The sequence below is a fragment of the Kitasatospora sp. NPDC091335 genome, assembly GCF_044757205.1.
Classification (GTDB): Bacteria; Actinomycetota; Actinomycetes; order Streptomycetales; family Streptomycetaceae; genus Kitasatospora.
Genome location: NZ_JBIVUM010000002.1, coordinates 34,346 through 60,948, shown reverse-complemented (window position 1 = coordinate 60,948; position 26,603 = coordinate 34,346). Strand labels below are relative to the sequence as shown.

Annotated in this window: 36 protein-coding genes; 34 read left to right on the top strand and 2 right to left on the bottom strand. The window is 68.1% G+C overall.

The annotated features are described in order from the left end of the window. The 4 genes from fusA to ACIQOW_RS05065 all read left to right on the top strand — a co-directional run bounded on the left by fusA (position 1) and on the right by ACIQOW_RS05065 (position 5,102). Positions 1-2,106: an elongation factor G gene (fusA, locus tag ACIQOW_RS05080; protein WP_188301649.1), complete on the top strand. Its 2,106-nt coding sequence runs from the start codon at positions 1-3 to the stop codon at positions 2,104-2,106. A gap of 198 nt (positions 2,107-2,304) precedes the next feature. After that, a complete protein-coding gene (tuf, locus tag ACIQOW_RS05075) occupies positions 2,305-3,498 on the top strand; it encodes an elongation factor Tu (RefSeq protein ID WP_030055805.1) in 1,194 nt (397 codons plus the stop codon). A gap of 192 nt (positions 3,499-3,690) precedes the next feature. Further along, entirely contained in the window at positions 3,691-4,653 is a 963-nt protein-coding gene (locus ACIQOW_RS05070; RefSeq protein ID WP_188301647.1) for a glycosyltransferase family 2 protein, read from the top strand. After that, the gene (locus ACIQOW_RS05065) at positions 4,650-5,102 is read left to right on the top strand and encodes a GtrA family protein (RefSeq protein ID WP_401079903.1); all 453 of its coding nucleotides are present in this window, start codon (positions 4,650-4,652) and stop codon (positions 5,100-5,102) included. The genes ACIQOW_RS05070 and ACIQOW_RS05065 overlap by 4 nt, the downstream gene beginning before the upstream one ends. A 110-nt stretch (positions 5,103-5,212) precedes the next feature. Here ACIQOW_RS05065 and rfbC read toward each other — a convergent pair whose 3' ends face one another. Then, complete coding sequence (gene rfbC / locus ACIQOW_RS05060; RefSeq protein WP_401079901.1) at positions 5,213-5,812, bottom strand: dTDP-4-dehydrorhamnose 3,5-epimerase; 600 nt, start codon at positions 5,810-5,812, stop codon at positions 5,213-5,215. After that, positions 5,809-6,684: a glucose-1-phosphate thymidylyltransferase RfbA gene (gene rfbA / locus ACIQOW_RS05055; protein ID WP_401079899.1), complete on the bottom strand. Its 876-nt coding sequence runs from the start codon at positions 6,682-6,684 to the stop codon at positions 5,809-5,811. Before rfbA ends, rfbC begins: the two co-directional genes overlap by 4 nt. 81 nt (positions 6,685-6,765) lie before the next feature. Here rfbA and rfbB point away from each other — a divergent pair, with 81 nt between their 5' ends. From rfbB to ACIQOW_RS04905, 30 genes are all read left to right on the top strand, one after another. Then, positions 6,766-7,743: a dTDP-glucose 4,6-dehydratase gene (rfbB, locus tag ACIQOW_RS05050; RefSeq protein ID WP_188301644.1), complete on the top strand. Its 978-nt coding sequence runs from the start codon at positions 6,766-6,768 to the stop codon at positions 7,741-7,743. After that, positions 7,740-8,675, top strand: a complete 936-nt coding sequence (gene rfbD / locus ACIQOW_RS05045) for a dTDP-4-dehydrorhamnose reductase (protein ID WP_401079896.1) — start codon at positions 7,740-7,742, stop codon at positions 8,673-8,675. Before rfbB ends, rfbD begins: the two co-directional genes overlap by 4 nt. Next, positions 8,672-10,009, top strand: a complete 1,338-nt coding sequence (locus ACIQOW_RS05040) for a lipopolysaccharide biosynthesis protein (RefSeq protein WP_401079895.1) — start codon at positions 8,672-8,674, stop codon at positions 10,007-10,009. The genes rfbD and ACIQOW_RS05040 overlap by 4 nt, the downstream gene beginning before the upstream one ends. Positions 10,010-10,077: 68 nt before the next feature. Continuing rightward, complete coding sequence (locus tag ACIQOW_RS05035; RefSeq protein ID WP_317620517.1) at positions 10,078-10,767, top strand: glycosyltransferase family 2 protein; 690 nt, start codon at positions 10,078-10,080, stop codon at positions 10,765-10,767. Next, positions 10,764-11,162, top strand: a complete 399-nt coding sequence (locus tag ACIQOW_RS05030) for a DUF2304 domain-containing protein (protein ID WP_188301641.1) — start codon at positions 10,764-10,766, stop codon at positions 11,160-11,162. The genes ACIQOW_RS05035 and ACIQOW_RS05030 overlap by 4 nt, the downstream gene beginning before the upstream one ends. 4 nt (positions 11,163-11,166) lie before the next feature. Then, complete coding sequence (locus ACIQOW_RS05025; protein ID WP_401079892.1) at positions 11,167-12,078, top strand: glycosyltransferase family 2 protein; 912 nt, start codon at positions 11,167-11,169, stop codon at positions 12,076-12,078. Positions 12,079-12,295: 217 nt separating this feature from the next. Next, complete coding sequence (locus ACIQOW_RS05020) at positions 12,296-14,116, top strand: hypothetical protein (RefSeq protein WP_401079890.1); 1,821 nt, start codon at positions 12,296-12,298, stop codon at positions 14,114-14,116. A gap of 392 nt (positions 14,117-14,508) precedes the next feature. Further along, positions 14,509-14,817: a 30S ribosomal protein S10 gene (rpsJ, locus tag ACIQOW_RS05015; protein WP_012785157.1), complete on the top strand. Its 309-nt coding sequence runs from the start codon at positions 14,509-14,511 to the stop codon at positions 14,815-14,817. Positions 14,818-14,831: 14 nt separating this feature from the next. Beyond that, complete coding sequence (rplC, locus tag ACIQOW_RS05010) at positions 14,832-15,479, top strand: 50S ribosomal protein L3 (RefSeq protein ID WP_188301639.1); 648 nt, start codon at positions 14,832-14,834, stop codon at positions 15,477-15,479. Between the two features lie 5 nt (positions 15,480-15,484). Then, the gene (gene rplD, locus ACIQOW_RS05005; protein WP_401079887.1) at positions 15,485-16,162 is read left to right on the top strand and encodes a 50S ribosomal protein L4; all 678 of its coding nucleotides are present in this window, start codon (positions 15,485-15,487) and stop codon (positions 16,160-16,162) included. Further along, positions 16,162-16,482: a 50S ribosomal protein L23 gene (rplW, locus tag ACIQOW_RS05000; RefSeq protein WP_063348967.1), complete on the top strand. Its 321-nt coding sequence runs from the start codon at positions 16,162-16,164 to the stop codon at positions 16,480-16,482. The genes rplD and rplW overlap by 1 nt, the downstream gene beginning before the upstream one ends. A gap of 43 nt (positions 16,483-16,525) precedes the next feature. Beyond that, positions 16,526-17,362 carry a 50S ribosomal protein L2 gene (gene rplB / locus ACIQOW_RS04995; RefSeq protein ID WP_188301637.1) on the top strand — a complete coding sequence of 279 codons (837 nt, stop codon included), beginning with the start codon at positions 16,526-16,528 and terminating at the stop codon, positions 17,360-17,362. A gap of 11 nt (positions 17,363-17,373) precedes the next feature. Further along, positions 17,374-17,655 (top strand): 30S ribosomal protein S19, encoded by a 282-nt coding sequence (gene rpsS, locus ACIQOW_RS04990; protein WP_030055821.1) that lies wholly within the window; start codon positions 17,374-17,376, stop codon positions 17,653-17,655. Positions 17,656-17,705: 50 nt separating this feature from the next. Continuing rightward, positions 17,706-18,053, top strand: a complete 348-nt coding sequence (gene rplV, locus ACIQOW_RS04985; RefSeq protein ID WP_033824229.1) for a 50S ribosomal protein L22 — start codon at positions 17,706-17,708, stop codon at positions 18,051-18,053. After that, positions 18,053-18,877, top strand: coding sequence for a 30S ribosomal protein S3 (gene rpsC, locus ACIQOW_RS04980; RefSeq protein ID WP_401079884.1), 825 nt, complete (start codon positions 18,053-18,055; stop codon positions 18,875-18,877). The genes rplV and rpsC overlap by 1 nt, the downstream gene beginning before the upstream one ends. Before the next feature lie 5 nt (positions 18,878-18,882). Then, positions 18,883-19,302 (top strand): 50S ribosomal protein L16, encoded by a 420-nt coding sequence (gene rplP, locus ACIQOW_RS04975; protein ID WP_030055824.1) that lies wholly within the window; start codon positions 18,883-18,885, stop codon positions 19,300-19,302. Continuing rightward, a complete protein-coding gene (rpmC, locus tag ACIQOW_RS04970) occupies positions 19,302-19,526 on the top strand; it encodes a 50S ribosomal protein L29 (protein ID WP_049649042.1) in 225 nt (74 codons plus the stop codon). The genes rplP and rpmC overlap by 1 nt, the downstream gene beginning before the upstream one ends. Then, a complete protein-coding gene (gene rpsQ / locus ACIQOW_RS04965; RefSeq protein WP_030055826.1) occupies positions 19,526-19,798 on the top strand; it encodes a 30S ribosomal protein S17 in 273 nt (90 codons plus the stop codon). The genes rpmC and rpsQ overlap by 1 nt, the downstream gene beginning before the upstream one ends. A gap of 102 nt (positions 19,799-19,900) precedes the next feature. After that, complete coding sequence (gene rplN / locus ACIQOW_RS04960) at positions 19,901-20,272, top strand: 50S ribosomal protein L14 (RefSeq protein WP_030393301.1); 372 nt, start codon at positions 19,901-19,903, stop codon at positions 20,270-20,272. 15 nt (positions 20,273-20,287) lie between these two features. After that, complete coding sequence (gene rplX, locus ACIQOW_RS04955; protein ID WP_188301656.1) at positions 20,288-20,599, top strand: 50S ribosomal protein L24; 312 nt, start codon at positions 20,288-20,290, stop codon at positions 20,597-20,599. Beyond that, positions 20,599-21,168: a 50S ribosomal protein L5 gene (rplE, locus tag ACIQOW_RS04950; protein ID WP_030393302.1), complete on the top strand. Its 570-nt coding sequence runs from the start codon at positions 20,599-20,601 to the stop codon at positions 21,166-21,168. Before rplX ends, rplE begins: the two co-directional genes overlap by 1 nt. A gap of 4 nt (positions 21,169-21,172) precedes the next feature. Next, positions 21,173-21,358, top strand: coding sequence for a type Z 30S ribosomal protein S14 (locus ACIQOW_RS04945; protein ID WP_030055830.1), 186 nt, complete (start codon positions 21,173-21,175; stop codon positions 21,356-21,358). A 269-nt stretch (positions 21,359-21,627) separates the two neighbouring features. Continuing rightward, a complete protein-coding gene (rpsH, locus tag ACIQOW_RS04940; RefSeq protein WP_188301635.1) occupies positions 21,628-22,035 on the top strand; it encodes a 30S ribosomal protein S8 in 408 nt (135 codons plus the stop codon). 22 nt (positions 22,036-22,057) lie between these two features. Continuing rightward, positions 22,058-22,597, top strand: coding sequence for a 50S ribosomal protein L6 (gene rplF / locus ACIQOW_RS04935; protein WP_401079882.1), 540 nt, complete (start codon positions 22,058-22,060; stop codon positions 22,595-22,597). 3 nt (positions 22,598-22,600) lie between these two features. After that, on the top strand, positions 22,601-22,984 hold the full coding sequence (gene rplR, locus ACIQOW_RS04930; RefSeq protein ID WP_030280785.1) for a 50S ribosomal protein L18: 384 nt from the start codon (positions 22,601-22,603) through the stop codon (positions 22,982-22,984). A 48-nt stretch (positions 22,985-23,032) separates the two neighbouring features. Next, positions 23,033-23,653, top strand: a complete 621-nt coding sequence (gene rpsE / locus ACIQOW_RS04925) for a 30S ribosomal protein S5 (RefSeq protein ID WP_188301633.1) — start codon at positions 23,033-23,035, stop codon at positions 23,651-23,653. Continuing rightward, positions 23,653-23,835, top strand: coding sequence for a 50S ribosomal protein L30 (rpmD, locus tag ACIQOW_RS04920; RefSeq protein ID WP_188301632.1), 183 nt, complete (start codon positions 23,653-23,655; stop codon positions 23,833-23,835). Before rpsE ends, rpmD begins: the two co-directional genes overlap by 1 nt. A gap of 2 nt (positions 23,836-23,837) precedes the next feature. Then, a complete protein-coding gene (gene rplO, locus ACIQOW_RS04915) occupies positions 23,838-24,290 on the top strand; it encodes a 50S ribosomal protein L15 (RefSeq protein ID WP_188301631.1) in 453 nt (150 codons plus the stop codon). 303 nt (positions 24,291-24,593) lie between these two features. Then, entirely contained in the window at positions 24,594-25,904 is a 1,311-nt protein-coding gene (secY, locus tag ACIQOW_RS04910) for a preprotein translocase subunit SecY (RefSeq protein ID WP_188301630.1), read from the top strand. Then, the gene (locus ACIQOW_RS04905; RefSeq protein WP_188301629.1) at positions 25,904-26,557 is read left to right on the top strand and encodes an adenylate kinase; all 654 of its coding nucleotides are present in this window, start codon (positions 25,904-25,906) and stop codon (positions 26,555-26,557) included. The genes secY and ACIQOW_RS04905 overlap by 1 nt, the downstream gene beginning before the upstream one ends. Positions 26,558-26,603 lie beyond the last annotated feature (46 nt).

Here is a 26,603-nt window from a genome sequence, read left to right as displayed (position 1 = left end):
ATGGCTGCAACCTCCCTTGACCTCGCCAAGGTCCGCAACATCGGGATCATGGCGCACATCGACGCGGGCAAGACCACCACCACCGAGCGGATCCTGTTCTACACCGGTGTCTCGTACAAGATCGGTGAGGTCCACGATGGCGCTGCCACCATGGACTGGATGGAGCAGGAGCAGGAGCGCGGCATCACGATCACGTCGGCCGCGACGACCTGTCACTGGACGGTCGACGACGCCGACCACACCATCAACATCATCGACACCCCGGGTCACGTCGACTTCACCGTCGAGGTGGAGCGCTCGCTGCGCGTCCTCGACGGTGCCGTGACGGTGTTCGACGGTGTCGCCGGTGTCGAGCCCCAGTCCGAGACCGTGTGGCGGCAGGCTGACCGCTACGGCGTCCCGCGCATCTGCTTCATCAACAAGCTGGACCGCACGGGCGCCAACTTCTTCTTCTGCGTCGACACCATCGTGGAGCGCCTCGGCGCCACCCCGCTGGTGATGCAGCTGCCGATCGGTGCCGAGGCGGACTTCCAGGGCGTTGTCGACCTGGTCCGCATGAAGGCGCTGGTCTGGTCCGCCGAGGCCGCCAAGGGCGAGATGTACGACATCGTCGACATCCCGGCCGACCTGGTGGACCAGGCGAACGAGTACCGCGAAGCGCTGATCGACACGATCTCGAACGTCAGCGACGAGGTCATGGAGCTCGCCCTCGAGGGCGAGGAGATCCCGGTCGAGCTGCTGCAGGACGCGATCCGCAAGGGCACCCTGAACTCGGACTTCACTCCGATCTTCTGCGGTACCGCCTTCAAGAACAAGGGCGTTCAGCCCCTGCTCGACGCCGTCGTCAAGTACCTGCCGTCGCCGCTGGACATCGAGTCCATCGAGGGCACGAAGCCGAACGACCCGGAGACCAAGATCTCCCGCAAGGCTTCGGACGACGAGCCGCTGGCCGCTCTGGCGTTCAAGATCATGTCCGACCCGCACCTGGGCAAGCTCACCTTCGTCCGGATCTACTCCGGTCGCCTGGAGTCCGGCACCTCGGTGCTGAACGCCGTGAAGGGCAAGAAGGAGCGCATCGGCAAGATCTACCGCATGCACGCGAACAAGCGTGAGGAGATCGAGTCGGTGGGCGCCGGCGACATCGTCGCCGTCATGGGCCTGAAGCAGACCACCACCGGTGAGACGCTGGCCGACGAGAAGAACCCGGTCATCCTGGAGTCCATGGACTTCCCGGCCCCGGTCATCCGCGTCGCCATCGAGCCCAAGTCCAAGGGTGACCAGGAGAAGCTGGGTGTCGCCATCCAGCGTCTCGCCGAGGAGGACCCGTCCTTCCAGGTCAACACGGACGAGGAGACCGGCCAGACGATCATCGCGGGCATGGGCGAGCTGCACCTCGAGGTGCTGGTCGACCGCATGCGCCGTGAGTTCAAGGTCGAGGCCAACGTCGGCAAGCCGCAGGTCGCGTACCGCGAGACGATCCGTCAGGCCGTCGAGCGCATCGACTACACCCACAAGAAGCAGACCGGTGGTTCCGGTCAGTTCGCCAAGGTGCAGATCGCGATCGAGCCGCTCGAGCAGGCCGAGGGCTACGAGTTCGTCAACCAGGTCACCGGTGGCCGTGTCCCGCGGGAGTACATCCCGTCGGTCGACGCCGGCTGCCAGGAGGCCATGGAGTTCGGTGTGCTCGCCGGCTACCCGCTCCAGGGTGTCCGCGTGAAGCTGCTGGACGGCCAGGCGCACGACGTCGACTCCTCCGAGCTCGCGTTCAAGATCGCCGGTTCGATGGCCTTCAAGGAAGGCGCGAGGAAGGCCAAGCCGGTCATCCTCGAGCCGATGATGGCCGTCGAGGTCACCACGCCCGAGGACTACATGGGCGACGTGATCGGTGACATCAACTCTCGCCGTGGCCAGATCCGGTCCATGGACGAGCGTCACGGTGCCCGCGTCGTCACGGCGCTGGTGCCCCTCTCCGAGATGTTCGGCTACGTCGGTGACCTGCGCAGCAAGACCTCTGGTCGCGCCAGCTACTCGATGCAGTTCGACTCGTACGCCGAGGTCCCCAAGGCCGTGGCTGAGGAGATCATCGCCAAGTCCAAGGGCGAGTGACGTCCCGATATTTCGGGATGATTGCGACCCCTTAGGCTATTAGGAGGCGACCCGGGAGATTCCGGACGGACTCTCCCGGGGCCTCCGGCCCCCTTACCCCGCGGGACGGTACGAGGTGCTTCCGGCACCACGGACCCAGCCCGATCAAGACCAACTGACGTCAGCACGGCGTACAGGATCTGTCCTCAGGAGGACTCAGTGGCGAAGGCGAAGTTCGAGCGGACGAAGCCCCACGTCAACATCGGCACCATCGGTCACATCGACCACGGCAAGACCACGCTGACCGCGGCCATCACCAAGGTGCTGCACGACGCGTACCCGGACCTGAACCCCTTCACGCCGTTCGACCAGATCGACAAGGCCCCGGAGGAGCGTCAGCGCGGTATCACCATCTCGATCGCGCACGTCGAGTACCAGACCGAGGACCGTCACTACGCGCACGTCGACTGCCCGGGTCACGCTGACTACATCAAGAACATGATCACCGGTGCCGCCCAGATGGACGGCGCCATCCTGGTGGTCGCCGCCACCGACGGCCCGATGCCGCAGACCAAGGAGCACGTCCTCCTGGCCCGCCAGGTCGGCGTTCCGTACATCGTCGTCGCCCTGAACAAGGCCGACATGGTGGACGACGAGGAGATCCTGGAGCTCGTCGAGCTCGAGGTCCGTGAGCTCCTCTCCGAGTACGAGTTCCCGGGCGACGACCTGCCGGTCGTCCGCGTCTCCGCGCTGAAGGCGCTGGAGGGCGACAAGGAGTGGGGCGAGAAGCTCCTCGGCCTGATGAAGGCTGTCGACGAGAGCATCCCGACCCCGGCCCGCGCCGTGGACCAGCCGTTCCTGATGCCGATCGAGGACGTCTTCACGATCACCGGTCGTGGCACCGTCGTCACCGGTCGTATCGAGCGTGGCATCCTCAAGGTCAACGAGACTGTCGACATCATCGGCATCAAGGAGACCAAGACCACCACCACGGTCACCGGCATCGAGATGTTCCGCAAGCTGCTCGACGAGGGCCAGGCCGGTGAGAACGTCGGTCTGCTGCTCCGTGGCATCAAGCGCGAGGACGTCGAGCGCGGCCAGGTCATCATCAAGCCGGGTTCGGTCACGCCGCACACCGACTTCGAGGCCCAGTCCTACATCCTGTCGAAGGACGAGGGTGGCCGTCACACCCCGTTCTTCAACAACTACCGCCCGCAGTTCTACTTCCGTACCACGGACGTGACCGGCGTCGTGACCCTCCCCGAGGGCACCGAGATGGTCATGCCGGGCGACAACACCGCCATGACCGTCGCGCTGATCCAGCCGATCGCCATGGAGGAGGGCCTGAAGTTCGCCATCCGTGAGGGTGGCCGCACCGTCGGCGCCGGCCAGGTCACCAAGATCATCAAGTAATTGGTGCTCTGACCTGCCTGCCTCGTACAGGCCGAGTCCGAAGGGCCCCGCGCACCGCAACGGTGGGCGGGGCCCTTCGGCGTCTCACGGGGCATTCACCAGGAGCGCGCCTCCTCTCACCGGCCGCTCATCGCAGACTGTTATGGTCGGGCCACCAACCAGCCCCGCCTTCGCGGAAAGTGGGACCAACGCATGTCAACGGCACCGCTGTTGTCGGTCGTGATGCCGATCTACAACGAGCAGGAGGCGCTCCCGCTGACCGTCGAACGGCTCCGGCCGATCCTCGACGGGCTCGGCGTGGCCTACGAGGTGGTCGGCGTCGACGACGGCAGCACCGACGTGACCCCGGTGCTGATGCAGAAGATCCGCCAGGACTGGCCGGAGTTCCGCGTCGTCCGCTTCGCCCGCAACTCGGGCCACCAGGCCGCCCTCACCGCCGGCATCCACCGGGCCTTCGGCGAGTACGTCGTCTCCATCGACGCCGACCTCCAGGACCCGCCGGAGAAGATCCCCGAGATGCTGGAACTCGCCCGCGAGCAGGGCCTGGACATCGTCTACGGCGTGCGCGGCGACCGGGGCACCGACACCTTCTTCAAGCGCCACACCGCCGGCGCCTACTACCGGCTGATGCGCAGGCTGGTCGGCAAGCGGATGCCCAACCAGGCCGGCGACTTCCGGCTGCTCAGCCGGGCCGCGGTGGACGCGCTCAAGGCGATGCCCGAGCACCAGCCGGTCTACCGGCTGCTGGTGCCCTGGCTGGGCTTCCCCAGCGGCGAGGTGGTCTACACGCGGGAGGAGCGGGTCGCGGGCAGCACCCACTACCCGCTGTCCAAGATGGTCCGGCTCGCGCTGGACAGCATCACCAACTTCTCCGCCGCCCCGCTGCGGCTGGCCACCTGGCTCGGGCTGATCAGCTTCCTGGTCTGCATCCTGCTGGCGCTCTACACGACGATCTCGTACGCCGTCGGCTCCACCGTGCCCGGCTGGTCCTCGCTGTTCATAGGGATGCTCTTCATCGGCGCCGTGCAGCTGGTCTGCGTCGGCCTGCTGGGCGAGTACGTCGGCCGGATCTACTCGGCGGTCCAGGCGCGACCCGCGTACTTCGTGGGCTACGACTCGGCCGAGGAGCAGGACCGGTACGGTACGGGCGCGTGAACGAGATCCTCTCCGCGGCCAGGGACGAGCGCGACAGGCCCGCCGAGGCGCCGCCCCGGCCGGTCCGCCGGCAGCTGCCGTCCTTCCTGGTCATCGGGGTGCTGAGCACCCTCTTCTACCTGGCGCTGTACGTACTGCTGCGGCCGGTCACCTCGCCGCAGACGGCCAACCTGGTGGCCATGGCGGTCAGCGCGGTGGCCAACACCGCGGCCAACCGCCGCTTCACCTTCGGCATCACGGGCCCGGACGGCGCGGTGCGCCACCAGCTCCAGGGCGCGGTCGCGTTCCTGATCGGGCTCGGGCTCAGCAGCGGGGCCCTGGCGCTGCTCGACGCGGTGGTGCCGCACGCCTCGCGGGCCGTCGAGGTCGCCGGCCTTGTGGTGGCCAACGGCCTCGCCACGGTGGCCCGGTTCGTGCTGCTGAAGCTGTGGGTGTTCCGGAAGTACTGAGCCCGTCCGGCGCCACGGCGGCCGCGACGGCGGCCGACGCGGCGACGCGGGGAACGACGACGGAGGGGACGCGTGCCGCTGCACGCGTCCCCTCCGTGGGCCGGGCTCCGCTACTGCTGCCGCAGCGACTCCGTGTAGGCCTTGCAGGCCTGGTAGTCCGGCAGCAGGCCGCCGGCGAGGGCCTCCGCGAGGGTGGGCGCCACATCGTCGCGGGCGGACAGCTGCGGGGCGTCGGTCGGCCACTCGATGCCGAGGTCCGGGTCCAGCGGGTGCACGCCGTGCTCGCCGGTCGGGTTGTACGTCGCCGAGCAGAGGTAGGTCAGCGTGGCGTCGTCGGTGAGGGCGCAGAAGCCGTGGCCGAGGCCCTCCGGGATGTAGACGGCCTTGCGCTCGGTGTCGTCCAGCCGGACGAACTCCCACCTGCCGAAGTTCGGCGAGCCGACCCGCAGGTCGACGATGACGTCCAGCACCGCGCCGCGGGTGCAGGCCACGTACTTGGCCTGGCCGGGCGGGACGTCGGCGAAGTGGATGCCGCGGACGACGTCCTTGGCGGAGAGCGACAGGTTGGCCTGGGCCAGGTTCAGCGGGTGGCCGACGACCTCGGCGAGGCGGTCGAAGCGGTACCACTCGGTGAAGTGGCCGCGGGCGTCGCCGTGCACCTGCGGGGTGATCTCGAAGGCGCCCTCGACGGAGAGCTCACGGAACTTCACTTGGCGGCCGCCTCGTCGAGCAGGGCCACCAGGTACTGGCCGTAGCCGCTCTTCAGCAGCGGCTCGGCGAGCTCGCGCAGCTGGGCGTCGTCGATCAGCCCGGCCCGCCAGACGGCCTCCTCGATGCAGCCGATCTTGAAGCCCTGGCGCTCCTCGATGACCCGGACGAACTCCGAGGCCTGGACCATCGACACGAACGTGCCGGTGTCCAGCCAGGCGGTGCCGCGGTCGAGGATCGTCACGTGCAGGTCGCCGGTGCGCAGGTAGGCGTCGTTGACGGCGGTGATCTCCAGCTCGCCGCGGGCGCTCGGCTTCAGGGTGCGGGCGATCTCGACGACCCGGTTGTCGTAGAAGTACAGGCCGGGGACGGCGTAGCGGGACTTGGGCTCGGCCGGCTTCTCCTCGATCGACATGACCTGACCGGTCTCGTCGAACTCGACCACGCCGTACGCGGTCGGGTCGGCCACCGGGTAGGCGAACACCCGGCCGCCCTTGATGTCGGAGTGCTCGGTGAGCGCGGTGCCCAGGCCGGTGCCGTGGAAGATGTTGTCGCCGAGGATCAGGGCCACCGGCTCGTCACCGATGAAGTCCGCGCCGAGCACGAAGGCCTGGGCGATGCCCTCGGGCTTCTCCTGGACGGCGTACTCGAGCTTCAGACCGAACTGGGAGCCGTCACCCAGGAGGCGCTCGAACTGGTCCCGGTCGTTCGGGGTGGTGATGATCAGGATTTCGCTTATCCCGGCCATCACGAGGGTCGAGAGGGGGTAGTAGATCATCGGCTTGTCGAAGACCGGGAGGAGCTGCTTCGACACCGCACGGGTCAGGGGCCACAGCCGCGAGCCGGTGCCGCCGGCCAGGAGGATTCCACGCATGGGTGCACCCTATTCGAGATCGGTGAACGCAGGAGGGGCCGGGGCGGGAGGGCGTTCGGGCGGCGGTAGACTACGCGCATTATGCGCATCCTCGTGACCGGCGGCGCCGGGTTCATCGGTTCGGAGTTCGTCCGTCAGCTCCTCGGGGCTGACGAGAACGCCCGGATCACGGTCTTTGACAAGCTCACCTACTCGGGTGTCCTGGAGAACCTGGCCCCGGTGGCCGGCCACCAGGGCTACACCTTCGTCCAGGGCGACATCTGCGACGCGGACGCCGTCGACCAGGTCATGCCGGGCCACGACGTGGTGGTGCACTTCGCCGCCGAGTCCCACGTGGACCGCTCGATCGCCGGTGCGGGCCCCTTCGTCCTCACCAACGTCGTCGGCACCCAGGTGCTGCTCGACGCGGCCCGCAAGCACGGCATCGGCCGCTTCGTGCACATCTCCACCGACGAGGTGTACGGCTCGATCAGCGAGGGCTCCTGGACCGAGACCTGGCCGCTGGTGCCCAACTCCCCGTACTCGGCCTCCAAGGCCTCCTCCGACCTGCTGGCGCTGGCCTACCACCGCACCCACGGCATGGACGTCGTGGTGACCCGCTGCTCCAACAACTACGGGCACTACCAGTTCCCGGAGAAGGTCATCCCGCTGTTCACCACCAACCTGATCGACGGCAAGAAGGTGCCGCTGTACGGCGACGGTGGCAACGTCCGCGACTGGCTGCACGTCTCGGACCACTGCCGGGCCATCGAGCTGGTCATGCGCGGCGGCCGCGCGGGTGAGGTCTACAACATCGGCGGCGGCACCGAGGCGACCAACAAGGAGCTGACCGGCCTGCTGCTGGAGGCCGCCGGCGCCGGCTGGGAGATGGTCGAGCACGTCGAGGACCGCAAGGGCCACGACCTCCGCTACTCGATCGACATCAGCAAGATCCGCGAGGAGCTCGGCTACGAGCCGCAGGTCCGCTTCGAGGACGGCCTCGCCGCGACCATCGCCTGGTACCGCGAGAACCGCGCCTGGTGGGAGCCGCTGAAGCAGAAGGCGGCCCTGGCCAAGTGACTGCGAACGCCGCCGGCCGGGTGCGCTGGCTGGTCACCGGCGCGGCCGGGATGCTCGGGCGGGACGTGCTGTCGGTGCTCGGCACCGACCCGGCCGCCGAGATCACCGCGCTGCGCCGGGCGGACCTCGACATCACCGACGCGGCGGCCGTCCAGGCCGCCGTCGAGGGCCACGACATCGTGGTCAACTGCGCCGCGTGGACGAACGTCGACGCCGCGGAGACCGAGGAGGACGCCGCCACCGCCGTCAACGGCACCGGTGTGCGCCACCTGGCCGCGGCCTGCGCCAAGAGCGGCGCGCGGCTGCTGCACGTCTCCACCGACTACGTCCTGCCGGGCGACGCCACCGAGCCCTGCCCGGAGGACGCCCCGACCGCGCCGGTGAACGCGTACGGCCGCGGCAAGCTGCTGGGGGAGCGGGCGGTCGCCGACCTGCTCCCCGACGCCGGCTACATCGTGCGCACCGCCTGGCTGTACGGCGAGCACGGCCCGAACTTCGTGGCCACCATGCTCAAGCTCGCCGCCCAGCGGGACACCCTGGACGTGGTGGACGACCAGCACGGCCAGCCGACCTGGTCGTACGCGCTGGCCGGCCGGCTGGTCGAGCTCGGCCGGGCCGCGCTCGCCGGGCGGGCCCCGGCCGGGGTCTACCACGGCACCGCGAGCGGCCGCACCACCTGGTGCGGGCTGGCCCGCGAGACCTACGCGCTGAGCGGCCTGGACCCGGAGCGGATCCGTCCGACCACCTCGGAGGCCTTCGTCCGCCCGGCCGTCCGGCCCGCCTTCAGCGTGCTGGCCCACGACCGCTGGGCGGCCGCCGGGCTGGCACCGCTGCCCGAGTGGCGGGCCATGCTGGCCGAGGCCCTGGGCCGGCCCGTCTTCGCCGAACTGGCCGCCACGGCCCGGACCACGGAGAGCGACAGACCTCGGTGAAGAAAGCACTGACGAAGGTGGCTGCCGCGCTACCGCCGGGAACCCTGGCGGTAGCCGGCGGCACCGTCGTACTGGGCGCCGCCTCCTACATCCACCTCGGAGTGGCGGGCCACAGCCTGTCCGTCGAGGACATGGCGAACGTCTCACTGCTGTGGACGATCGTGATGTCCGTCGGCATCGGCGTCTTCTTCCCGATCGAGCAGGAGCTCACCCGGATCGTCGCGGCGCGCGCGGCGCTCGGCCACGGCGCCGCCCCGGTGCTGCGCCGGGCGACCCTGCTGACCGGCGGCATCCTCGCGGTGGTCCTGGCCGTCCTCGGCGCCGCCTCCGGCCCGATCGCCGACAAGGTGTTCCACGGCGACCGCTCGCTGGTGCTGGCGCTCGGCGGCGCCTTCCTCGGCATGGCCGTCTGCTACCTCACCCGCGGCGTCCTGGCCGGCCTCGGCCGCTTCGGCGCGTACGGCACCCAGCTCGGTCTGGACGGTGGCCTGCGGATCGGACTGGCCTTCGGCTGCGCGGTGGCCGGGGTGCACTCCGCGCTCGCGTTCAGCCTGATCCTGGCCGTCGCGCCGGTCCTCGCGACGATCGTCACGCTGCCGCCGCTGCTGCGCGCGGTCAGGCCGGGCCCGAAGGTCCCCTGGCCCGAGCTCTACTCCGGGCTCGGCCTGCTGATCCTCTCCACCCTGCTGTCCCAGCTCGTGGTCAACGCCGCGGTGATGAGCACCAAGCTGCTCGCCCCGACCGAGTCCGCGCTGATCGCGGCGCTGCTCAACGCGCTGGTCCTGGCCCGGGTGCCGCTGTTCGTCTTCGGCTCGCTCCAGGCCTCGCTGCTCAGCGGCCTCTCCAAGGCGATCGCGATGGGGGACCGGGCCGCGTTCACCGGGATGCTCACCCGGATCGGCGCCGTGGTGGGCCTGCTCGGCGTGGCGGGCGGGATCCCCGCCACCCTGCTCGGCCCCTGGCTGATCCAGGTGCTCTTCGGAGCCGCGCCGGTGCTCGGCCGCCTCGACTTCTTCTGGTTGTCCCTCGGCACCGTGGCGTACATGTTCGCGATGGTCCTCGGCCAGGCGCTGATGGTATTCAAGCGGCACAACCTCCAACTGCTCTGCTGGGCGGTGGGCAGCGCCGTGCTGGCGGGGGTCACGTTCATGCCGGGCGAGGTGTCCACCCGCGTGATCCTGGCCTACGTGGCGGGTTCGGTGGCCACCGTCATCGGTATGCTGGCCGCACTCCGGCTGAGCTTCGCCCGTTCGGTGACGAACTCCGCCGGGCCTGCCCGGCAGCAGGGGGACGAGGCCGTCGCTGTGCTGAGCAGCCGGACGGCCGACGAATGACCGTGCCCGCCCCCCATCCGCAGGACACCGCGCACGAGCGCGGGCCAGACCCCATCCATGGAGCCTCCGTGTCCCAGTACGACGATGTTTGGCTGGTGATCCCGGCCTACAACGAGGGCCAGGTGATCGCCGACGTTGTGGAGGGGGCGCGAAAGACGTTCCCGAACATCGTGGTGGTCGATGACGGCAGCGGCGACGACTCGGCCAAGCACATCATGGAGACCGGTGCGCACCTGGTGCGCCACCCGGTCAACCTCGGCCAGGGCGCGGCCCTCCAGACCGGCCTCGCCTACGCCCTGGCCCAGCCGGGCGCCAAGTACTTCGCCACCTTCGACGCGGACGGTCAGCACCAGACCGCGGACGTCGAGAAGATGGTGGCGCTGCTCCGGGAGGGCGACACGGACGTCGTCCTCGGCTCGCGCTTCATCGAGCAGAACGGGCAGGTGCCGTGGATCAAGCGGGTCGTCCTGCGTACCGCGGCGACCGTCAGCCCGACCGCGCGCAAGCTCAAGCTGACCGACTCCCACAACGGCCTGCGGGTGCTGACCCGCGAGGCCGCGGGCCGGCTGCGGATCACCATGAACGGCATGGCGCACGCGTCGGAGATCGTCAGCTTCCTCGCCGGCTCCGACCTCCGGGTCGCCGAGCTCCCGGTGGACATCCTGTACACCGACTACTCACGCGCCAAGGGTCAGTCCCTGATCAACGGCGTCAACATCATCTTCGACATCTCGCTGCGGGAGCGTAGCCGCCGATGAAATTCTTCTGGATCCAGCTGGTTCTCATTCTCGGCTCGGTCACTCTCGCCTTCATGTTCATCCGGCGTTGGGACCGTGCCAACACCCGCGCCTGGAAGCGCATCGCGTTCTCGGTCTTCGTGCTGGTGAACATCTACGCGGTGCTGCGTCCCACCGACGTGACCTGGCTGGCCCACCAGCTCGGCGTCGGCCGGGGCACCGACCTGGTGCTGTACGTGATGGTGCTGGCGATGGGCTTCCTGACCCTGAACACCTTCCTGCGCTTCCGCTCCCTGGAGAAGAAGCTCACCGACCTGGCGCGCACCGTGGCGATCAACGAGGGCGCCAGGCTGAACGAGGAGCGCTTCGACCTGGACCTGCCGGTCTCGGCTCCGGTCGACCGCAGCAAGGCCTGATCCCGTGGCGACCTTCGAGTTCATGCTGCCGTACTACGGCGACGTGGCACTGATGCAGGCCGCGGTGCGGAGCATCCTCGCGCAGACCGACCGGGACTTCCGGCTGACCGTCATCGACGACGGCCAGGAGCCGGACGTCCCCGGCTGGTTCGCCTCGCTCGGCGACGACCGGGTGAGCTACCTGCGCAACGAGCAGAACCTCGGCATCACCAGGAACTTCCAGAAGTGCGTGGAGCTGTCCACGGCCGACCACGTGGTCATCATGGGCTGCGACGACCTGTTGCACCCGCACTACCTGGAGACCGTCCGGGAGATCGTCAGGGTCAACCCGGACCTGGGCATGGTGCAGCCGGGCGTCGAGGTCATCGACGGCGCCGGCGAGGTCAGCCGCTCCGGCCTGGCGGACAACGTCAAGGAGAAGATCTACGCGCCGACCGTCAAGGGCCGGCGGCTGATGGGCGGGGAGGAGCTGGCCGCGAGCGTGCTGCGCGGCAACTGGCTCTACTTCCCGTCGATCTGCTGGCGGGGCGAGGCGCTGCGCGCGGTCAGCTTCCGTGACGAGTACTCGGTGATCCAGGACCTGGCCCTGGTCGTCGACCTGCTGGAGCGCGGCGAGCAGATGATGGTGGACAACACGACCGTCGTCTTCCAGTACCGCCGGCACGCCGTCAGCGAGTCCTCGGTGCAGGCCTTCTCCGGCACCCGGTTCACCGAGGCGGAACGGTACTTCAACGCGGTGGCCGAGCGGATGGACGCCCGCGGCTGGCCGAAGGCCGCCCGCGCGGCCCGGTTCCGCAGCGCCTCCCGCCTGCACGCGCTGACCATGCTGCCAGGCGCGCTGAAGCGCGGCCAGCGGGGCGGGGCCAAGGTCCTGGTCCGGCACGCGCTGACCGGCGGGCAGCGGCACGAAGGCTGAGCCACCCCCACGACCGGCTCCGACGCGGTGACACCTGAGGGTGAACCGCCGTTTCGGAGCCGGTCGTTGTGGTCTGTGAAGGGTGAACGCGCTGGATGCGCGGGATCGGCGCGTGGCAGACTTCCGGTGCGATCCGAGGACCGACGGGACGAGCCCGGGCCCGTGACGCCGCCGCTTGCCGGCCGTGACGAGATCGTCAATTCACACAAGTAGGGAAGTGTCCCGAGTGCAGCCGCTGATCGACTCTGCCCACACCTCCGACGGGCAAGGCCGGAGTGAGGACGGCGGCGGGAACGCGCCCGACAGCCCGGCCCCGGCGGTGCCCGCCCGGCTGCGGGAGCTGGCCGCCCACCGCTGGTTCTGGCCGGTGGCCCTGCTGCTCGGGTACGGCGCGCAGGTGGCCTTCCGCCTGGTGCTGTCGATCCACAACTACTTCCCGTCGGTGCACGCCGACGAGGACTCGTACCTGGTGATCGCGCGGGTGCTGGCCGGCCGGCCGACCACCGAGATGCCGGTCGGCGTGGTGATCCCCGGCGGGTACCCGCTGCTGATCTCGCCGGCCCTGCGGATCGCCGACAACCCGGCGACCGCGTACCACCTGGTCATGGGCATCAACGCGGTGCTCAACGCGCTGGTGTTCCCGCTCGTCGTGGTCGCGGCGCGCCGGCTGGGCCTGTCCCGGCCGCAGGCGTACCTGGTGGGCACCGCCGTGGCGCTGGTGCCGCCGGTGATCTTCTACTCCCAGTTCGTCATGTCGGACACCGTGCTCCCGGTGCTCCTGCTGGTCTGGGTGATCGCGATGCACGGCTGGCTCTCGCCCGGCTCGCCCCGCCGCCGCGCGCTGTACGCGGCGGCGATGGGCCTGGCGGCCGGCTACACGATGGCCACCCACGACCGCGGCGGCGTGGTGGTGGCGCTGACCGCGCTGGTCCTGCTCGTGGTGCTGGCCGTCGGCTGGGCGCCGCGGCTCGCCTCGCTGGCCGGCGTCGGTGCCCTCGGCGTGACGTACCTGGGCGCGAAGCTGCTGGCGCGCTTCGTCGAGGCCCAGTTCAAGGACGTGCCGCCGAGCACCGTCGGCAACAAGGTCTTCGAGAACCTCGAGGACAGCAAGTACATCGGCACGATCATCGCCAGGACCTTCGGGCAGCTCTGGTACTTCATGACCTCCACGTACGGCTTCGGGGCGATCGCCTTCGTGCTGTGCGTGGTGGCCCTGTTCCACCGCCGCTTCTCGGTGGCCGACCGGGTGGTCGCGTTCTGCATGACCGCCATGCTGTTCGGCACCGCGCTCGCCTCCGCGGCGGGCCTGGCGGACACCGAGCGCGTCGACAACTGGGTGTACGCCCGGTACTGCGCGGTGCTGGTGCCGCTGTTCCTGCTGGTGGGCCTGGTCGCGCTGTTCCGGGCCGGGGTCCGCACGCTGCTGTGGGCGGCGCTGGCCGGCGCGGTGGTGATCGGGATCATCCAGGTGTCCGTCAGCGGGTACGCCGGCTCCGCGCTGAAGGAGTGGGCCGTCCCGTGGACCGTTCCGGACGCGATGTTCCTGGCCTCGTCCTGGGACAACCTGCACATGGCCCGCACGACCGTCGGCGCGCTGGCGGTGCTGGCCGCCTGTCTGCTGCTGCGGGTGGCCGGCGGGCGGCGGATCGTCGCCGCGGTGGTGGGCTGCGTGACGGTCTTCGCCGCGTACGCGACCGTCACGATCACCGACAACGTCGCCGAGCCGCACTCCAGGACCCGGTCGTACGAGGCCGTGGGCCTGGTGAAGGAGGCCGGCCTGCACAAGGGCGACAACCTGATCCTGGACTGGGACTTCGACTGGGGCGCCCGGATGGCGCTGGCCTACGAGGTCTACTGGGGCCGGGTCTGGACGGACAACGTCAAGGGCGGCAACACCCCGCCGGAGACGGCCACCGCGATGCTGCTGAAGCTCGGCGAGGGCGCCGCGCCGGAGGCCACCTGGCCGAAGCCGGAGCCCGGCTGGCACGTCGCGAAGTACAGCCGGGCGCACGGCTGGGTCCTCTGGCGCAAGGGCTGATCCGCGGATCCACCCCATCGGGGCCGGTGAGGAGCACCTCACCGGCCCCGATTGGCATCCGGGCTGCTCCCTGTGGCAGTATGTCCAAGTTGCTCGGTTGAGTTGCCGATGCTGCGCGCCTCCCGCCGGGAGGACCGGAAGCGAGTCCCACGTACTCGTCGTTCCCGTGATGGCCGTCAAGCGTGAGTTCTACGCCACGGCAGCTGCGGGGCGAAAGTACGGGAATCTTCCGGGAAGCGTGAGCGGGGCCTCGACCCGGCGCCCCCACCCCGAAAGTTCGAAACCGACGAAGTGATTCGTTGGTTTTTTGCAAGCGCGAGTGCGACACGCCCGAGCGCGGGGGTCGGAGGGTGGTCGCGCAGTGACTAAGGACAAAGGACTACTGAGTAGCCATGGCGGGACAGAAGATCCGCATCCGGCTCAAGGCCTACGACCACGAGGTCATCGACTCTTCGGCGAAGAAGATCGTCGAGACGGTGATCCGTACTGGTGCGCAGGTCGCGGGCCCGGTGCCGCTGCCCACTGAGAAGAACGTGTACTGCGTCATCCGCTCGCCGCACAAGTACAAGGACTCGCGCGAGCACTTCGAGATGCGTACTCACAAGCGTCTGATCGACATCCTCGACCCCACGCCGAAGACGGTTGACTCGCTGATGCGTCTCGACCTGCCGGCTGGCGTCGACATCGAGATCAAGCTCTGAGAGGCGCACCGAAGATGGCTAAGCAGATTAAGGGCATCCTGGGCGAGAAGCTCGGCATGACCCAGGTCTGGGACGAGAACAACCGGGTCGTCCCGGTGACCGTCGTCAAGGCTGGGCCCAATGTCGTGACCCAGGTCCACACCGCCGACAGCGCGGCCGGCTACGACGCCGTCCAGATCGGCTTCGGCGAGATCGACCCCCGCAAGGTGAACAAGCCCCTCGCGGGCCACTTCGCCAAGGCCGGTGTCACCCCGCGCCGCCACCTGGTCGAGCTCCGTACCGCGGACGCGTCCGAGTACACCCTCGGCCAGGAGATCACCGCCGAGCTGTTCGAGGCGGGTGTCAAGGTCGATGTGACCGGCACCTCCAAGGGCAAGGGCTTCGCCGGTGTCATGAAGCGTCACAACTTCAAGGGCCTCGGCGCCGGTCACGGCGTGCAGCGCAAGCACCGTTCGCCCGGTTCCATCGGTGGCTGCGCCACCCCGGGCCGCGTGTTCAAGGGCCTGAAGATGGCCGGCCGGATGGGTCACGAGCGTGTGACCACCCAGAACCTGACCGTGCACGCGGTTGACGCGGAGAAGGGTCTGCTCCTTATCAAGGGTGCGATCCCGGGCCCGAACGGTGGCCTCGTCCTCGTCCGCACCGCGGCGAAGGGGCTGTGAAGGATATGAGCACCATTGACATCCTGTCGCCCTCGGGTGACAAGACCGGCAGCCTCGAGCTGCCGGCCGAGATCTTCGACGCGAAGGTCAGCGTTCCGCTGATGCACCAGGTCGTCGTGGCGCAGCTCGCTGCGGCCCGTCAGGGCACCCACAAGACCAAGACTCGTGGCGAGGTCCGCGGCGGCGGCAAGAAGCCGTACCGCCAGAAGGGCACCGGCCGCGCCCGTCAGGGCTCGACCCGTGCGCCGCAGTTCGCCGGCGGTGGCGTCGTGCACGGTCCCGTGCCGCGCGACTACTCGCAGCGGACCCCGAAGAAGATGATCGCCGCCGCCCTGCGCGGTGCGCTCACCGACCGGGCCCGCCACAACCGCATCCACGTCATCACCGACGTGACCGCGACCGAGGCGCCGTCGACCAAGGCCGCCAAGGGCCTCTTCGGCAAGATCACCGAGCGCAAGAACGTCCTCCTGGTCGTCGAGCGCGAGGACGAGCTGGGCCTTAAGTCCGCTCGCAACCTGCCGAACGTGCACATCCTGGACGCCGGTCAGCTGAACACCTACGACGTGCTCGTCTCCGACGATGTGGTCTTCACCCAGGCCGCCTTCGAGCGTTTCGTGGCCGGTCCGGCCGCGTCCGCCAAGGCCGTGGCTGCTGAGGGCGAGCTCGAAGGGAGCGCCGCCTGATGGCTGCGGAGATCACGAGCAAGACGTTCACGGACCCCCGTGACGTCCTGGTGAAGCCGGTCATCTCGGAGAAGAGCTACTCGCTCCTCGACGAGAACAAGTACACGTTCGTCGTGTCGCCCGGTGCCAACAAGACCCAGATCAAGCAGGCCGTCGAGGCGGTCTTCTCGGTCAAGGTCGAGTCCGTCAACACGCTCAACCGTCAGGGCAAGCGCAAGCGCTCCAAGACGGGCTTTGGCAAGCGCAAGGACACCAAGCGCGCCATCGTGACGCTGGCTGAGGGCAACCGCATCGACATCTTCGGTGGTCCGGTCTCCTAACGGAGATCGTGATCGTCGATAAGGACGAGGACGAGAGAGCCAAATGGGCATCCGCAAGTACAAGCCGACTACGCCGGGCCGTCGTGGCTCCAGCGTGGCCGACTTCGTAGAGATCACGCGGTCCACGCCGGAGAAGTCGCTGGTTCGCCCCCTGCACAGCAAGGGCGGCCGTAACAACGCCGGTCGGATCACCGCTCGCCACCAGGGTGGCGGCCACAAGCGCGCCTACCGCGTGATCGACTTCCGTCGTCACGACAAGGACGGCGTGCCGGCCAAGGTCGCGCACATCGAGTACGACCCGAACCGCACCGCGCGCATCGCGCTCCTGCACTACGCGGACGGCGAGAAGCGCTACATCATCGCGCCGCGCGGCATCGCGCAGGGTGACCGGATCGAGAACGGCGCTGGCGCCGACATCAAGCCGGGCAACAACCTGCCGCTGCGCAACATCCCGGTCGGTACCACCATCCACGCGGTGGAGCTGCGTCCCGGCGGCGGTGCCAAGCTGGCCCGCTCGGCCGGCTCCGGCATCCAGCTGCTGGCGCGTGAGGGCAAGATGGCGCACCTGCGCATGCCCTCCGGCGAGATCCGCCTGGTCGACGCGCGCTGCCGCGCGACCGTCGGCGAGGTCGGCAACGCCGAGCAGTCGAACATCAACTGGGGCAAGGCCGGCCGTATGCGCTGGAAGGGCGTCCGCCCGACCGTGCGTGGTGTGGCCATGAACCCGATCGACCACCCGCACGGTGGTGGTGAGGGTAAGACCTCCGGTGGTCGCCACCCGGTCTCGCCGTGGGGTAAGCCCGAGGGCCGTACCCGTCGCCCGAACAAGGCGTCGGACAAGCTCATCGTGCGCCGCCGCAAGACCAACAAGAAGCGCTAGGAGCAGGTCAGATGCCGCGCAGTCTCAAGAAGGGCCCCTTCATCGACGGCCACCTTCTCAAGAAGGTGGACGCGCAGAACGAGGCGGGTACCCAGAACGTCATCAAGACCTGGTCCCGTCGCTCCGTGATCTTCCCGGCCATGCTCGGCCACACGATCGCGGTGCACGATGGCCGTAAGCACGTCCCGGTGTTCGTCACCGAGTCGATGGTCGGCCACAAGCTCGGCGAGTTCGCGCCGACGCGCACGTTCCGCGGTCACGTCAAGGACGACCGCAAGTCGAAGCGTCGCTAGTCGCCAGCGAGATTACCGACTCAATGACTTACACCAGCAAGGGGACAACCATGGAAGCCAGGGCCCAGGCGCGGTACATCCGCGTCACGCCCATGAAGGCCCGCCGCGTGGTGGACCTCATCCGTGGCCTGAACGCCACGGAGGCCCAGGCGGTCCTGCGTTTCGCTCCGCAGGCCGCCACCGTGCCGGTCGGCAAGGTGCTCGACAGCGCCATCGCCAACGCCGTGCACAACTACAACCACAACAACGTGGACGACCTCGTCATCAGCGAGGCGTACGTTGACGAGGGCCCGACCCTGAAGCGGTTCCGTCCGCGCGCCCAGGGCCGTGCCTACCGGATCCGCAAGCGGACCAGCCACATCACCGTGGTCGTCAGCAGCAAGGAAGGGACCCGGTAATGGGCCAGAAGGTTAACCCGCACGGGTTCCGCCTCGGCATCAGCACGGACTTCAAGTCCCGCTGGTACGCCGACAAGCTGTACAAGGACTACGTCAAGGAAGACGTTGCCATTCGTCGCATGATGACGAAGGGCATGGAGCGCGCCGGCATCTCCAAGGTCGAGATCGAGCGCACCCGCGACCGCGTCCGCGTCGACATCCACACCGCGCGCCCCGGCATCGTCATCGGTCGCCGTGGCACCGAGGCCGACCGCATCCGCGGCGACCTCGAGAAGCTGACCGGCAAGCAGGTCCAGCTGAACATCCTCGAGGTCAAGAACCCCGAGCTGGACGCCCAGCTCGTGGCTCAGGGCGTCGCGGAGCAGCTGTCCTCGCGCGTCTCCTTCCGCCGTGCCATGCGCAAGTCGATGCAGGGCACCATGAAGTCCGGCGCCAAGGGCATCAAGGTCCAGTGCTCCGGTCGTCTCGGCGGCGCCGAGATGAGCCGTTCGGAGTTCTACCGCGAGGGCCGTGTGCCGCTGCACACCCTGCGCGCGAACGTCGACTACGGCTTCTTCGAGGCCAAGACGACCTTCGGCCGCATCGGCGTGAAGGTCTGGATCTACAAGGGCGACGTCAAGAACATCGCCGAGGTCCGCGCTGAGAACGCCGCTGCCCGCTCGGGCAACCGCCCGGCCCGTCCCGAGGGTGGTCGTCCCGCCCGCGGTGGCGAGCGCCGTGGTGGCGAGCGCGGTGGCCGTGGCCGTCGTCCCGCCGCTGCCGAGGCCCCCGTGGCCGCGGCCGCCGAGGCGCCGGCTGCCGAGAACACCGGAACGGAGGCCTGACTCCAATGCTGATCCCCCGTCGGGTCAAGCACCGCAAGCAGCACCACCCGAAGCGCCGCGGCGCTGCGAAGGGTGGCACCGAGCTCGCCTTCGGCGAGTACGGCATCCAGGCCGTCACCCCGGCCTACGTGACGAACCGGCAGATCGAGTCCGCTCGTATCGCCGTCACCCGTCACATCAAGCGTGGCGGCAAGGTCTGGATCAACATCTACCCGGACCGTCCGCTCACCAAGAAGCCGGCCGAGACCCGCATGGGTTCCGGTAAGGGTTCGCCCGAGTGGTGGATCGCGAACGTGCACCCGGGTCGGGTCATGTTCGAGCTGTCGTACCCCAACGAGAAGGTGGCTCGTGAGGCGCTGACCCGCGCAGCTCACAAGCTCCCGATGAAGTGCCGGATCATCCGGCGCGAGGCAGGTGAGAGCTGATGTCGGCCGGCACCAAGGCTGCTGACCTCCGCGAGCTGGACAACGAGGGTCTCGTTGCCAAGCTCCGTGAGGCCAAGGAGGAGCTGTTCAACCTCCGCTTCCAGGCGGCGACCGGGCAGCTCGACAACCACGGACGGCTCAAGCTCGTCCGTAAGGACATCGCGCGGATCTACACCCTGATGCGCGAGCGCGAGCTGGGCATCGAGACGGTGGAGAGCGCCTGATGACTGAGAACACCAACGAGACGCGCGGTTTCCGCAAGACCCGTGAGGGTCTCGTCGTCAGCGACAAGATGGACAAGACCGTCGTCGTCGCCGTCGAGGACCGCGTCAAGCACGCTCTGTACGGCAAGGTCATCCGCCGTACGAACAAGCTGAAGGCGCACGACGAGGCGAACGCCTGCGGCATCGGCGACCGGGTCCTCCTCGCGGAGACCCGCCCGCTGTCCGCGACGAAGCGCTGGCGCGTCGTCGAGATCCTCGAGAAGGCCAAGTAACGAAGTTGATGCGGTACGGCCGTATGTGCACCAGGCCCCTCGTGGGCGCTGGTGTGAGCAGCGGCCGGCCCGTCAGCTCTCGTTGACGATCAGGAGAAAGCTGTGATCCAGCAGGAGTCGCGACTGCGTGTCGCCGACAACACGGGCGCGAAGGAAATCCTTTGCATCCGCGTTCTCGGTGGTTCCGGTCGCCGCTACGCCGGTATCGGGGACGTCATCGTCGCGACCGTCAAGGACGCGATCCCCGGCGGTTCGGTGAAGAAGGGTGACGTCGTCAAGTGCGTCGTCGTCCGTACCGTGAAGTCGCGTCGTCGTCCGGATGGCTCGTACATCCGCTTCGACGAGAACGCCGCGGTCGTTCTGAAGAACACCGATGGTGACCCCCGTGGTACCCGCATCTTCGGCCCGGTGGGCCGCGAGCTGCGTGACAAGAAGTTCATGAAGATCATCTCGCTTGCGCCGGAGGTGCTCTAACCCATGGCGAACAGCATGAAGATCAAGAAGGGTGACCTGGTTCAGGTCATCACCGGCAAGGACCGCGGCAAGCAGGGCAAGGTCATCCTGGCCATGCCCGCCGAGAACAAGGTCCTGGTCGAGGGTGTGAACCGGGTCAAGAAGCACACCAAGCCGGGCCCGGGCACTCAGGGTGGCATTGTCACCGTCGAGGCCCCGGTGCACGTCTCCAACGTCCAGCTGGTCGTGGAGAAGGACGGCAAGAAGGTCGTCACCCGCGTTGGCTACCGCTTCGATGACGAGGGCAACAAGATCCGCGTTGCCAAGCGAACCGGTGAGGACATCTGATGTCTGAGACGACTGTTGAGAAGGTGACCCCCCGTCTCAAGGAGCGTTACAACTCCGAGATCAAGGGTCAGCTGCAGGAGCAGTTCTCGTACGAGAACGTCATGCTGACGCCCGGCCTGGTCAAGGTCGTCGTCAACATGGGTGTCGGCGAGGCCGCCCGTGACAGCAAGCTGATCGAGGGCGCGATCCGCGACCTGACCGCGATCACCGGTCAGAAGCCGGCCGTGACCAAGGCTCGCAAGTCCATCGCGCAGTTCAAGCTGCGCGAGGGCCAGCCGATCGGCACCCACGTCACCCTCCGTGGTGACCGCATGTGGGAGTTCCTGGACCGTCTGGTGTCGCTGGCCCTGCCGCGTATCCGTGACTTCCGTGGCCTCTCCCCGAAGCAGTTCGACGGCCGTGGCAACTACACCTTCGGTCTGACCGAGCAGGTCATGTTCCACGAGATCGACCAGGACAAGGTCGACCGTCAGCGCGGTATGGACATCACCGTCGTGACCACCGCTCAGACCGACGACGAGGGCCGGGCGCTCCTGCGCGCTCTGGGCTTCCCGTTCAAGGAGGCGTGAGCCAATGGCGAAGAAGTCCCTCATCGCGAAGTCCGAGCGCAAGCCGAAGTTCGGCGTCCGGGCCTACACCCGGTGCCAGCGCTGCGGCCGTCCGCACTCGGTGTACCGCAAGTTCGGCCTGTGCCGTGTCTGCCTCCGTGAGATGGCGCACCGCGGCGAGCTGCCCGGCGTGACCAAGAGCTCCTGGTAATCAGGGCGCTTTAGGGCACCCAGCGACGCAGAGGTGCCCGATCCCACACCGGCCCGTTTTGGGCCTGCCGTACGGATTCCCGTAAGGTAGTGGGGTCGGGCCCCCTGCCGCGGCTTCCCCATGGATGTCCGTGGCCCTCCTTCGAGAGGGCTCGCACCCAGTCTTACTACGTCGTAGGTCCCCTGTGCTTGTGCCCCTGACGAACTCGGAAGAGTGCGGCAGGGGGACCTGGTGCGGAGAAACCACGGCGAGAGAGGCCTGAGGCCATCATGACCATGACCGACCCCATCGCAGACATGCTCACGCGTCTGCGTAACGCGAACTCGGCGTACCACGACACCGTGGCGATGCCGGCCAGCAAGATCAAGGCGCACGTCGCCCAGATCCTGCAGCAGGAGGGGTACATCTCCTCCTACAAGGTTGAGGAGCCCACTGAGGGCGAGGTCGGCAAGAAGCTGACCATCGAGCTCAAGTTCGGCCCCAACCGTGAGCGCTCCATCGCCGGCATCAAGCGCATCAGCAAGCCGGGTCTGCGCGTTTACGCAAAGTCCACCAACCTGCCGAAGGTTCTCGGCGGCCTGGGCGTGGCGATCATCTCCACGTCCTCCGGCCTCCTGACCGACAAGCAGGCCGCCAAGAAGGGCGTAGGCGGAGAAGTTCTCGCCTACGTCTGGTAATTCGGGAAACGGAGGTACAGCAATGTCGCGCATTGGACGGCTGCCCATCCAGGTCCCCGCTGGCGTGGACGTCACCATCGATGGCCAGGCGGTCTCGGTGAAGGGCCCGAAGGGCACCCTCACCCACGTCGTCGCCGCGCCGATCGAGATCGGCAAGGGCGAGGACGGCACTCTGGCTGTCACCCGCCCCAACGACGAGCGTCTGTCGAAGGCCCTGCACGGCCTGACCCGCACGCTGGTGGCGAACATGATCACCGGCGTGACCACGGGCTACCGCAAGTCGCTGGAGATCAGCGGTGTCGGCTACCGAGTTCTGGCGAAGGGCTCCGACATGGAGTTCCAGCTGGGCTACAGCCACCCGATCCTCGTCGAGGCGCCCGAGGGCATCTCCTTCGTCGTCGAGTCGGCCACCAAGTTCCACGTGGACGGCATCGACAAGCAGAAGGTCGGCGAGGTCGCTGCGAAGATCCGCAAGCTGCGCAAGCCCGACCCGTACAAGGCCAAGGGCGTCAAGTACGCGGGCGAGGTCATCCGCCGCAAGGTCGGAAAGAGTGGTAAGTAAGCGATGAGCGTCTCTGTCAAGATCGGCAAGGGCAACGCCTACAAGAGCGCCGCTCGCAAGCGCCGCGCGATCCGCGTTCGTAAGCGCGTCGTCGGCACCGAGGTGCGTCCGCGTCTCGTCGTGACGCGCTCGAACCGCCACATGGTCGCCCAGGTCATCGACGACGCCAAGGGTCACACCCTGGCGTCGGCGTCCACCCTCGACGTGTCCATCAAGGGCGCCGAGGGCGACAAGACCGAGCTGGCCAAGAAGGTCGGGAGCCTGGTCGCCGAGCGCGCCAAGGCCGCCGGCATCGAGTCGGTCGTCTTCGACCGCGCGGGCAACCGGTACGCCGGCCGCATCGCCGCCCTGGCGGACGCGGCCCGCGAGGCCGGGCTCGACTTCTAAGCCGCTCGTCGACTCTGTCGGCGGACGTAAACGAGAGAGGTAAATCCAATGGCTGGACCCCAGCGCCGCGGTAGCGGCGCCGGTGGCGGCACCGGTGGCGAGCGGCGCGACCGTAAGCGTGACGACCGGGGCAACGCCCAGGTCGTCGAGAAGACCGCTTACGTCGAGCGCGTCGTCGCGATCAACCGTGTCGCCAAGGTTGTCAAGGGTGGTCGTCGTTTCTCCTTCACCGCGCTGGTCGTGGTGGGCGATGGCGATGGCACCGTGGGTGTCGGTTACGGGAAGGCGAAGGAGGTTCCGGCCGCCATCGCCAAGGGTGTTGAGGAGGCCAAGAAGAACTTCTTCAAGGTCCCCCGTATCCAGGGCACCATCCCGCACCCGATCCAGGGTGAGAAGGCCGCCGGCGTCGTGCTGCTGAAGCCCGCCGCCCCCGGTACCGGTGTTATCGCCGGTGGTCCGGTGCGCGCCGTCCTGGAGTGCGCCGGCATCCACGACATCCTGTCGAAGTCGCTCGGCTCGGACAACGCGATCAACATCGTGCACGCCACCGTGGCCGCTCTGAAGGGCCTCGTGCGCCCCGAGGAGATCGCCGCGCGTCGTGGCCTGCCGCTGGAGGACGTGGCCCCCGCCGCTCTGCTGCGGGCGCGTGCTGCTGGGGTGAGCGCCTGATGGCTCGCCTGAAGATCACGCAGACCAAGTCGTACATCGGCAGCAAGCAGAACCACCGTGACACCCTGCGTACGCTTGGTCTCAAGCGCATGCACGACGTCGTGGTGAAGGAGGACCGTCCCGAGATCCGCGGGATGGCCCAGACGGTCCGTCACCTGGTGACGGTTGAGGAGGTGGACTGATCATGGGCGAGAACCCGATCAAGATCCACAACCTGCGTCCCGCCCCGGGTGCCAAGACCGACAAGATCCGTGTGGGTCGTGGTGAGGCCTCCAAGGGTAAGACTGCCGGTCGTGGTACCAAGGGCACGAAGGCCCGCTACCAGGTTCCGCAGCGCTTCGAGGGTGGCCAGATGCCGCTCCACATGCGCCTGCCGAAGCTGAAGGGTTTCAAGAACCCGTTCAAGATCACCTTCCAGGTCGTCAACCTCGACAAGCTGGCCGAGCTCTACCCGCAGGGTGGCGCCGTCACGGTCGAGGACCTGGTCGCCAAGGGCGCGGTTCGCAAGAACTCGCTCGTCAAGGTGCTCGGCACCGGCGAGGTCTCGGTCGCCCTCCAGGTGACGGTGGACGCCGTCTCCGGTTCGGCCGCCGAGAAGATCAAGGCCGCCGGCGGTACGGTCACCGAGCTCGTCTGAGCCCGCTGACTCCGGCTTACGGGCCCCGCACCTCCTTCGGGAGGTGCGGGGCCCGTTCCGTTTCCCCGGCCGCGAAAGGCGCTCGTTCTTTTGTGTGGCAAACCCGGGCATCCCGTACCCCGTGAGTGGGGGAGCGGCCGTACGCGCTTCTTCCGAGTGGCTGCGCACTGTTAGAGTCCGTGGAGTTCCCTTGTAGGCTGCGCGTAGGCTCGCCTGTGCCGTCTGTACGGGAGCCCGTACCGCAAACTCCCCATTCAGGACCGACCCTCCCGCCGACGACGTGCGGGAGGCGCAGGAGGCACCGTGCTCAGTGCGTTCGCGCGGGCGTTCCAGACGCCCGACCTGCGCAAGAAGCTGCTGTTCACGCTGGGCATCATGGTGCTGTTCCGGCTGGGCTCGCACATTCCGATGCCGGGCGTGAGCTTCACGGCCGTGAACGAGTGTGTGAAGGACACGAAGAACAGCGGCCTCTTCGGACTCGTCAACCTGTTCAGCGGGGGCGCGCTCCTCCAGCTGACGATCTTCGCCCTCGGCATCATGCCGTACATCACGGCGAGCATCATCCTCCAGCTCCTCACCGTCGTGATCCCGCGACTGGAGATGCTGAAGAAGGAGGGACAGGCCGGCCAGGCGAAGATCACCCAGTACACCCGCTACCTGACGATCGCGCTCGCCGTGCTCCAGGGCACCGGCATCGTGGCGACGGCCTCCAGCGGCGCGCTGTTCGCCGGCTGCCCGCTGGCCAACCAGATCGTGCCGGACACCGGCGTGTTCCGGATCGCGGTCATGGTGCTCACCATGACCGCCGGCACCACGGTCATCATGTGGCTGGGCGAGCTGATCACCGACCGCGGCATCGGCAACGGCATGTCGCTGCTGATCTTCACCTCGATCGCGGCGCAGTTCCCCTCCAGCATGTGGAACATCAAGACCACCGGCACCATCGGCGGCGGCTGGGTCGAGTTCCTCTCCGTGGTCGCGGTCGGCGTCATCGTCGTGATGCTGGTCATCTTCGTCGAGCAGGCCCAGCGCCGGATCCCGGTCCAGTACGCGAAGCGGATGATCGGCCGCCGGGCGTTCGGCGGCACCTCGACCTACATCCCGCTCAAGGTGAACCAGGCCGGTGTCATCCCGGTCATCTTCGCCTCGTCGCTGCTGTACATCCCGGCACTGGTGGTCCAGCTGACCAACAGCCAGGCGGGCTGGGCCACCTGGATCAGGACGAACTTCGTCAAGGGTGACCACCCGATCTACATGGCCACCTACTTCCTGCTGATCGTCTTCTTCGCCTTCTTCTACGTCGCCATCTCCTTCAACCCCGAAGAAGTTGCCGACAACATGAAGAAGTATGGTGGGTTCATCCCGGGTATCCGGGCCGGCCGCCCGACGGCCGAGTACCTGAACTACGTGCTGACCCGAATCACGTGGCCGGGTTCGCTCTACCTGGGCCTGATCGCGTTGATCCCGATGATCGCCCTGGTCGCCTTCGGACAGCAGACCAACTTCCCGTTCGGCGGCACCAGCGTGCTCATCGTCGTCGGCGTCGGACTCGAAACTGTGAAGCAGATCGAGAGCCAGCTCCAGCAGCGCAATTACGAAGGGTTCCTCCGCTGATGCGTATCGTCCTCGTTGGTCCTCCCGGGGCCGGGAAGGGTACTCAGGCGCACCTGCTCGCCAAGACCCTGTCCATCCCCCATATCTCTACCGGTGACCTGTTCCGCGCGAACATCAGCCAGGGCACCCCGCTGGGGCTCGAGGCCAAGAGCTACATGGACGCGGGACACCTGGTACCGGACGAGGTCACCATCGGGATGGCCAAGGACCGGATGCTCCAGGAGGACGCCGTCCGCGGCTTCCTGCTCGACGGCTTCCCCCGCAACCTGGGGCAGGCCAAGGCGCTGGACGAGTTCCTCGCCGAGCAGGGCATCAAGCTGGACGGCGTGCTGGACCTGGAGGTCCCGGAGGACGAGGTCGTCCGCCGGATCGCCGGCCGTCGCCTGTGCCGCAACGACGGGGGCCACGTCTTCCACGTGGACTACAACCCGCCGAAGGCCGAGGGCGTCTGCGACGAGTGCGGCGGCGAGCTGTACCAGCGCTCCGACGACACCGAGGAGAAGGTGCGGACGCGCCTGGAGGTCTACCACACGGAGACCGAGCCGATCATCGACTACTACGCCCAGCAGGGCCTGGTGGCGACGATCTCGGCCCTCGGCAAGGTGGACGAGGTCACCGCCCGCTCGATCGAGGCGCTGAAGCAGGACAGCTGAGTCTCTCGGCGAACGTACGACGGCACGGCCGGATCGCCCGCCCAGC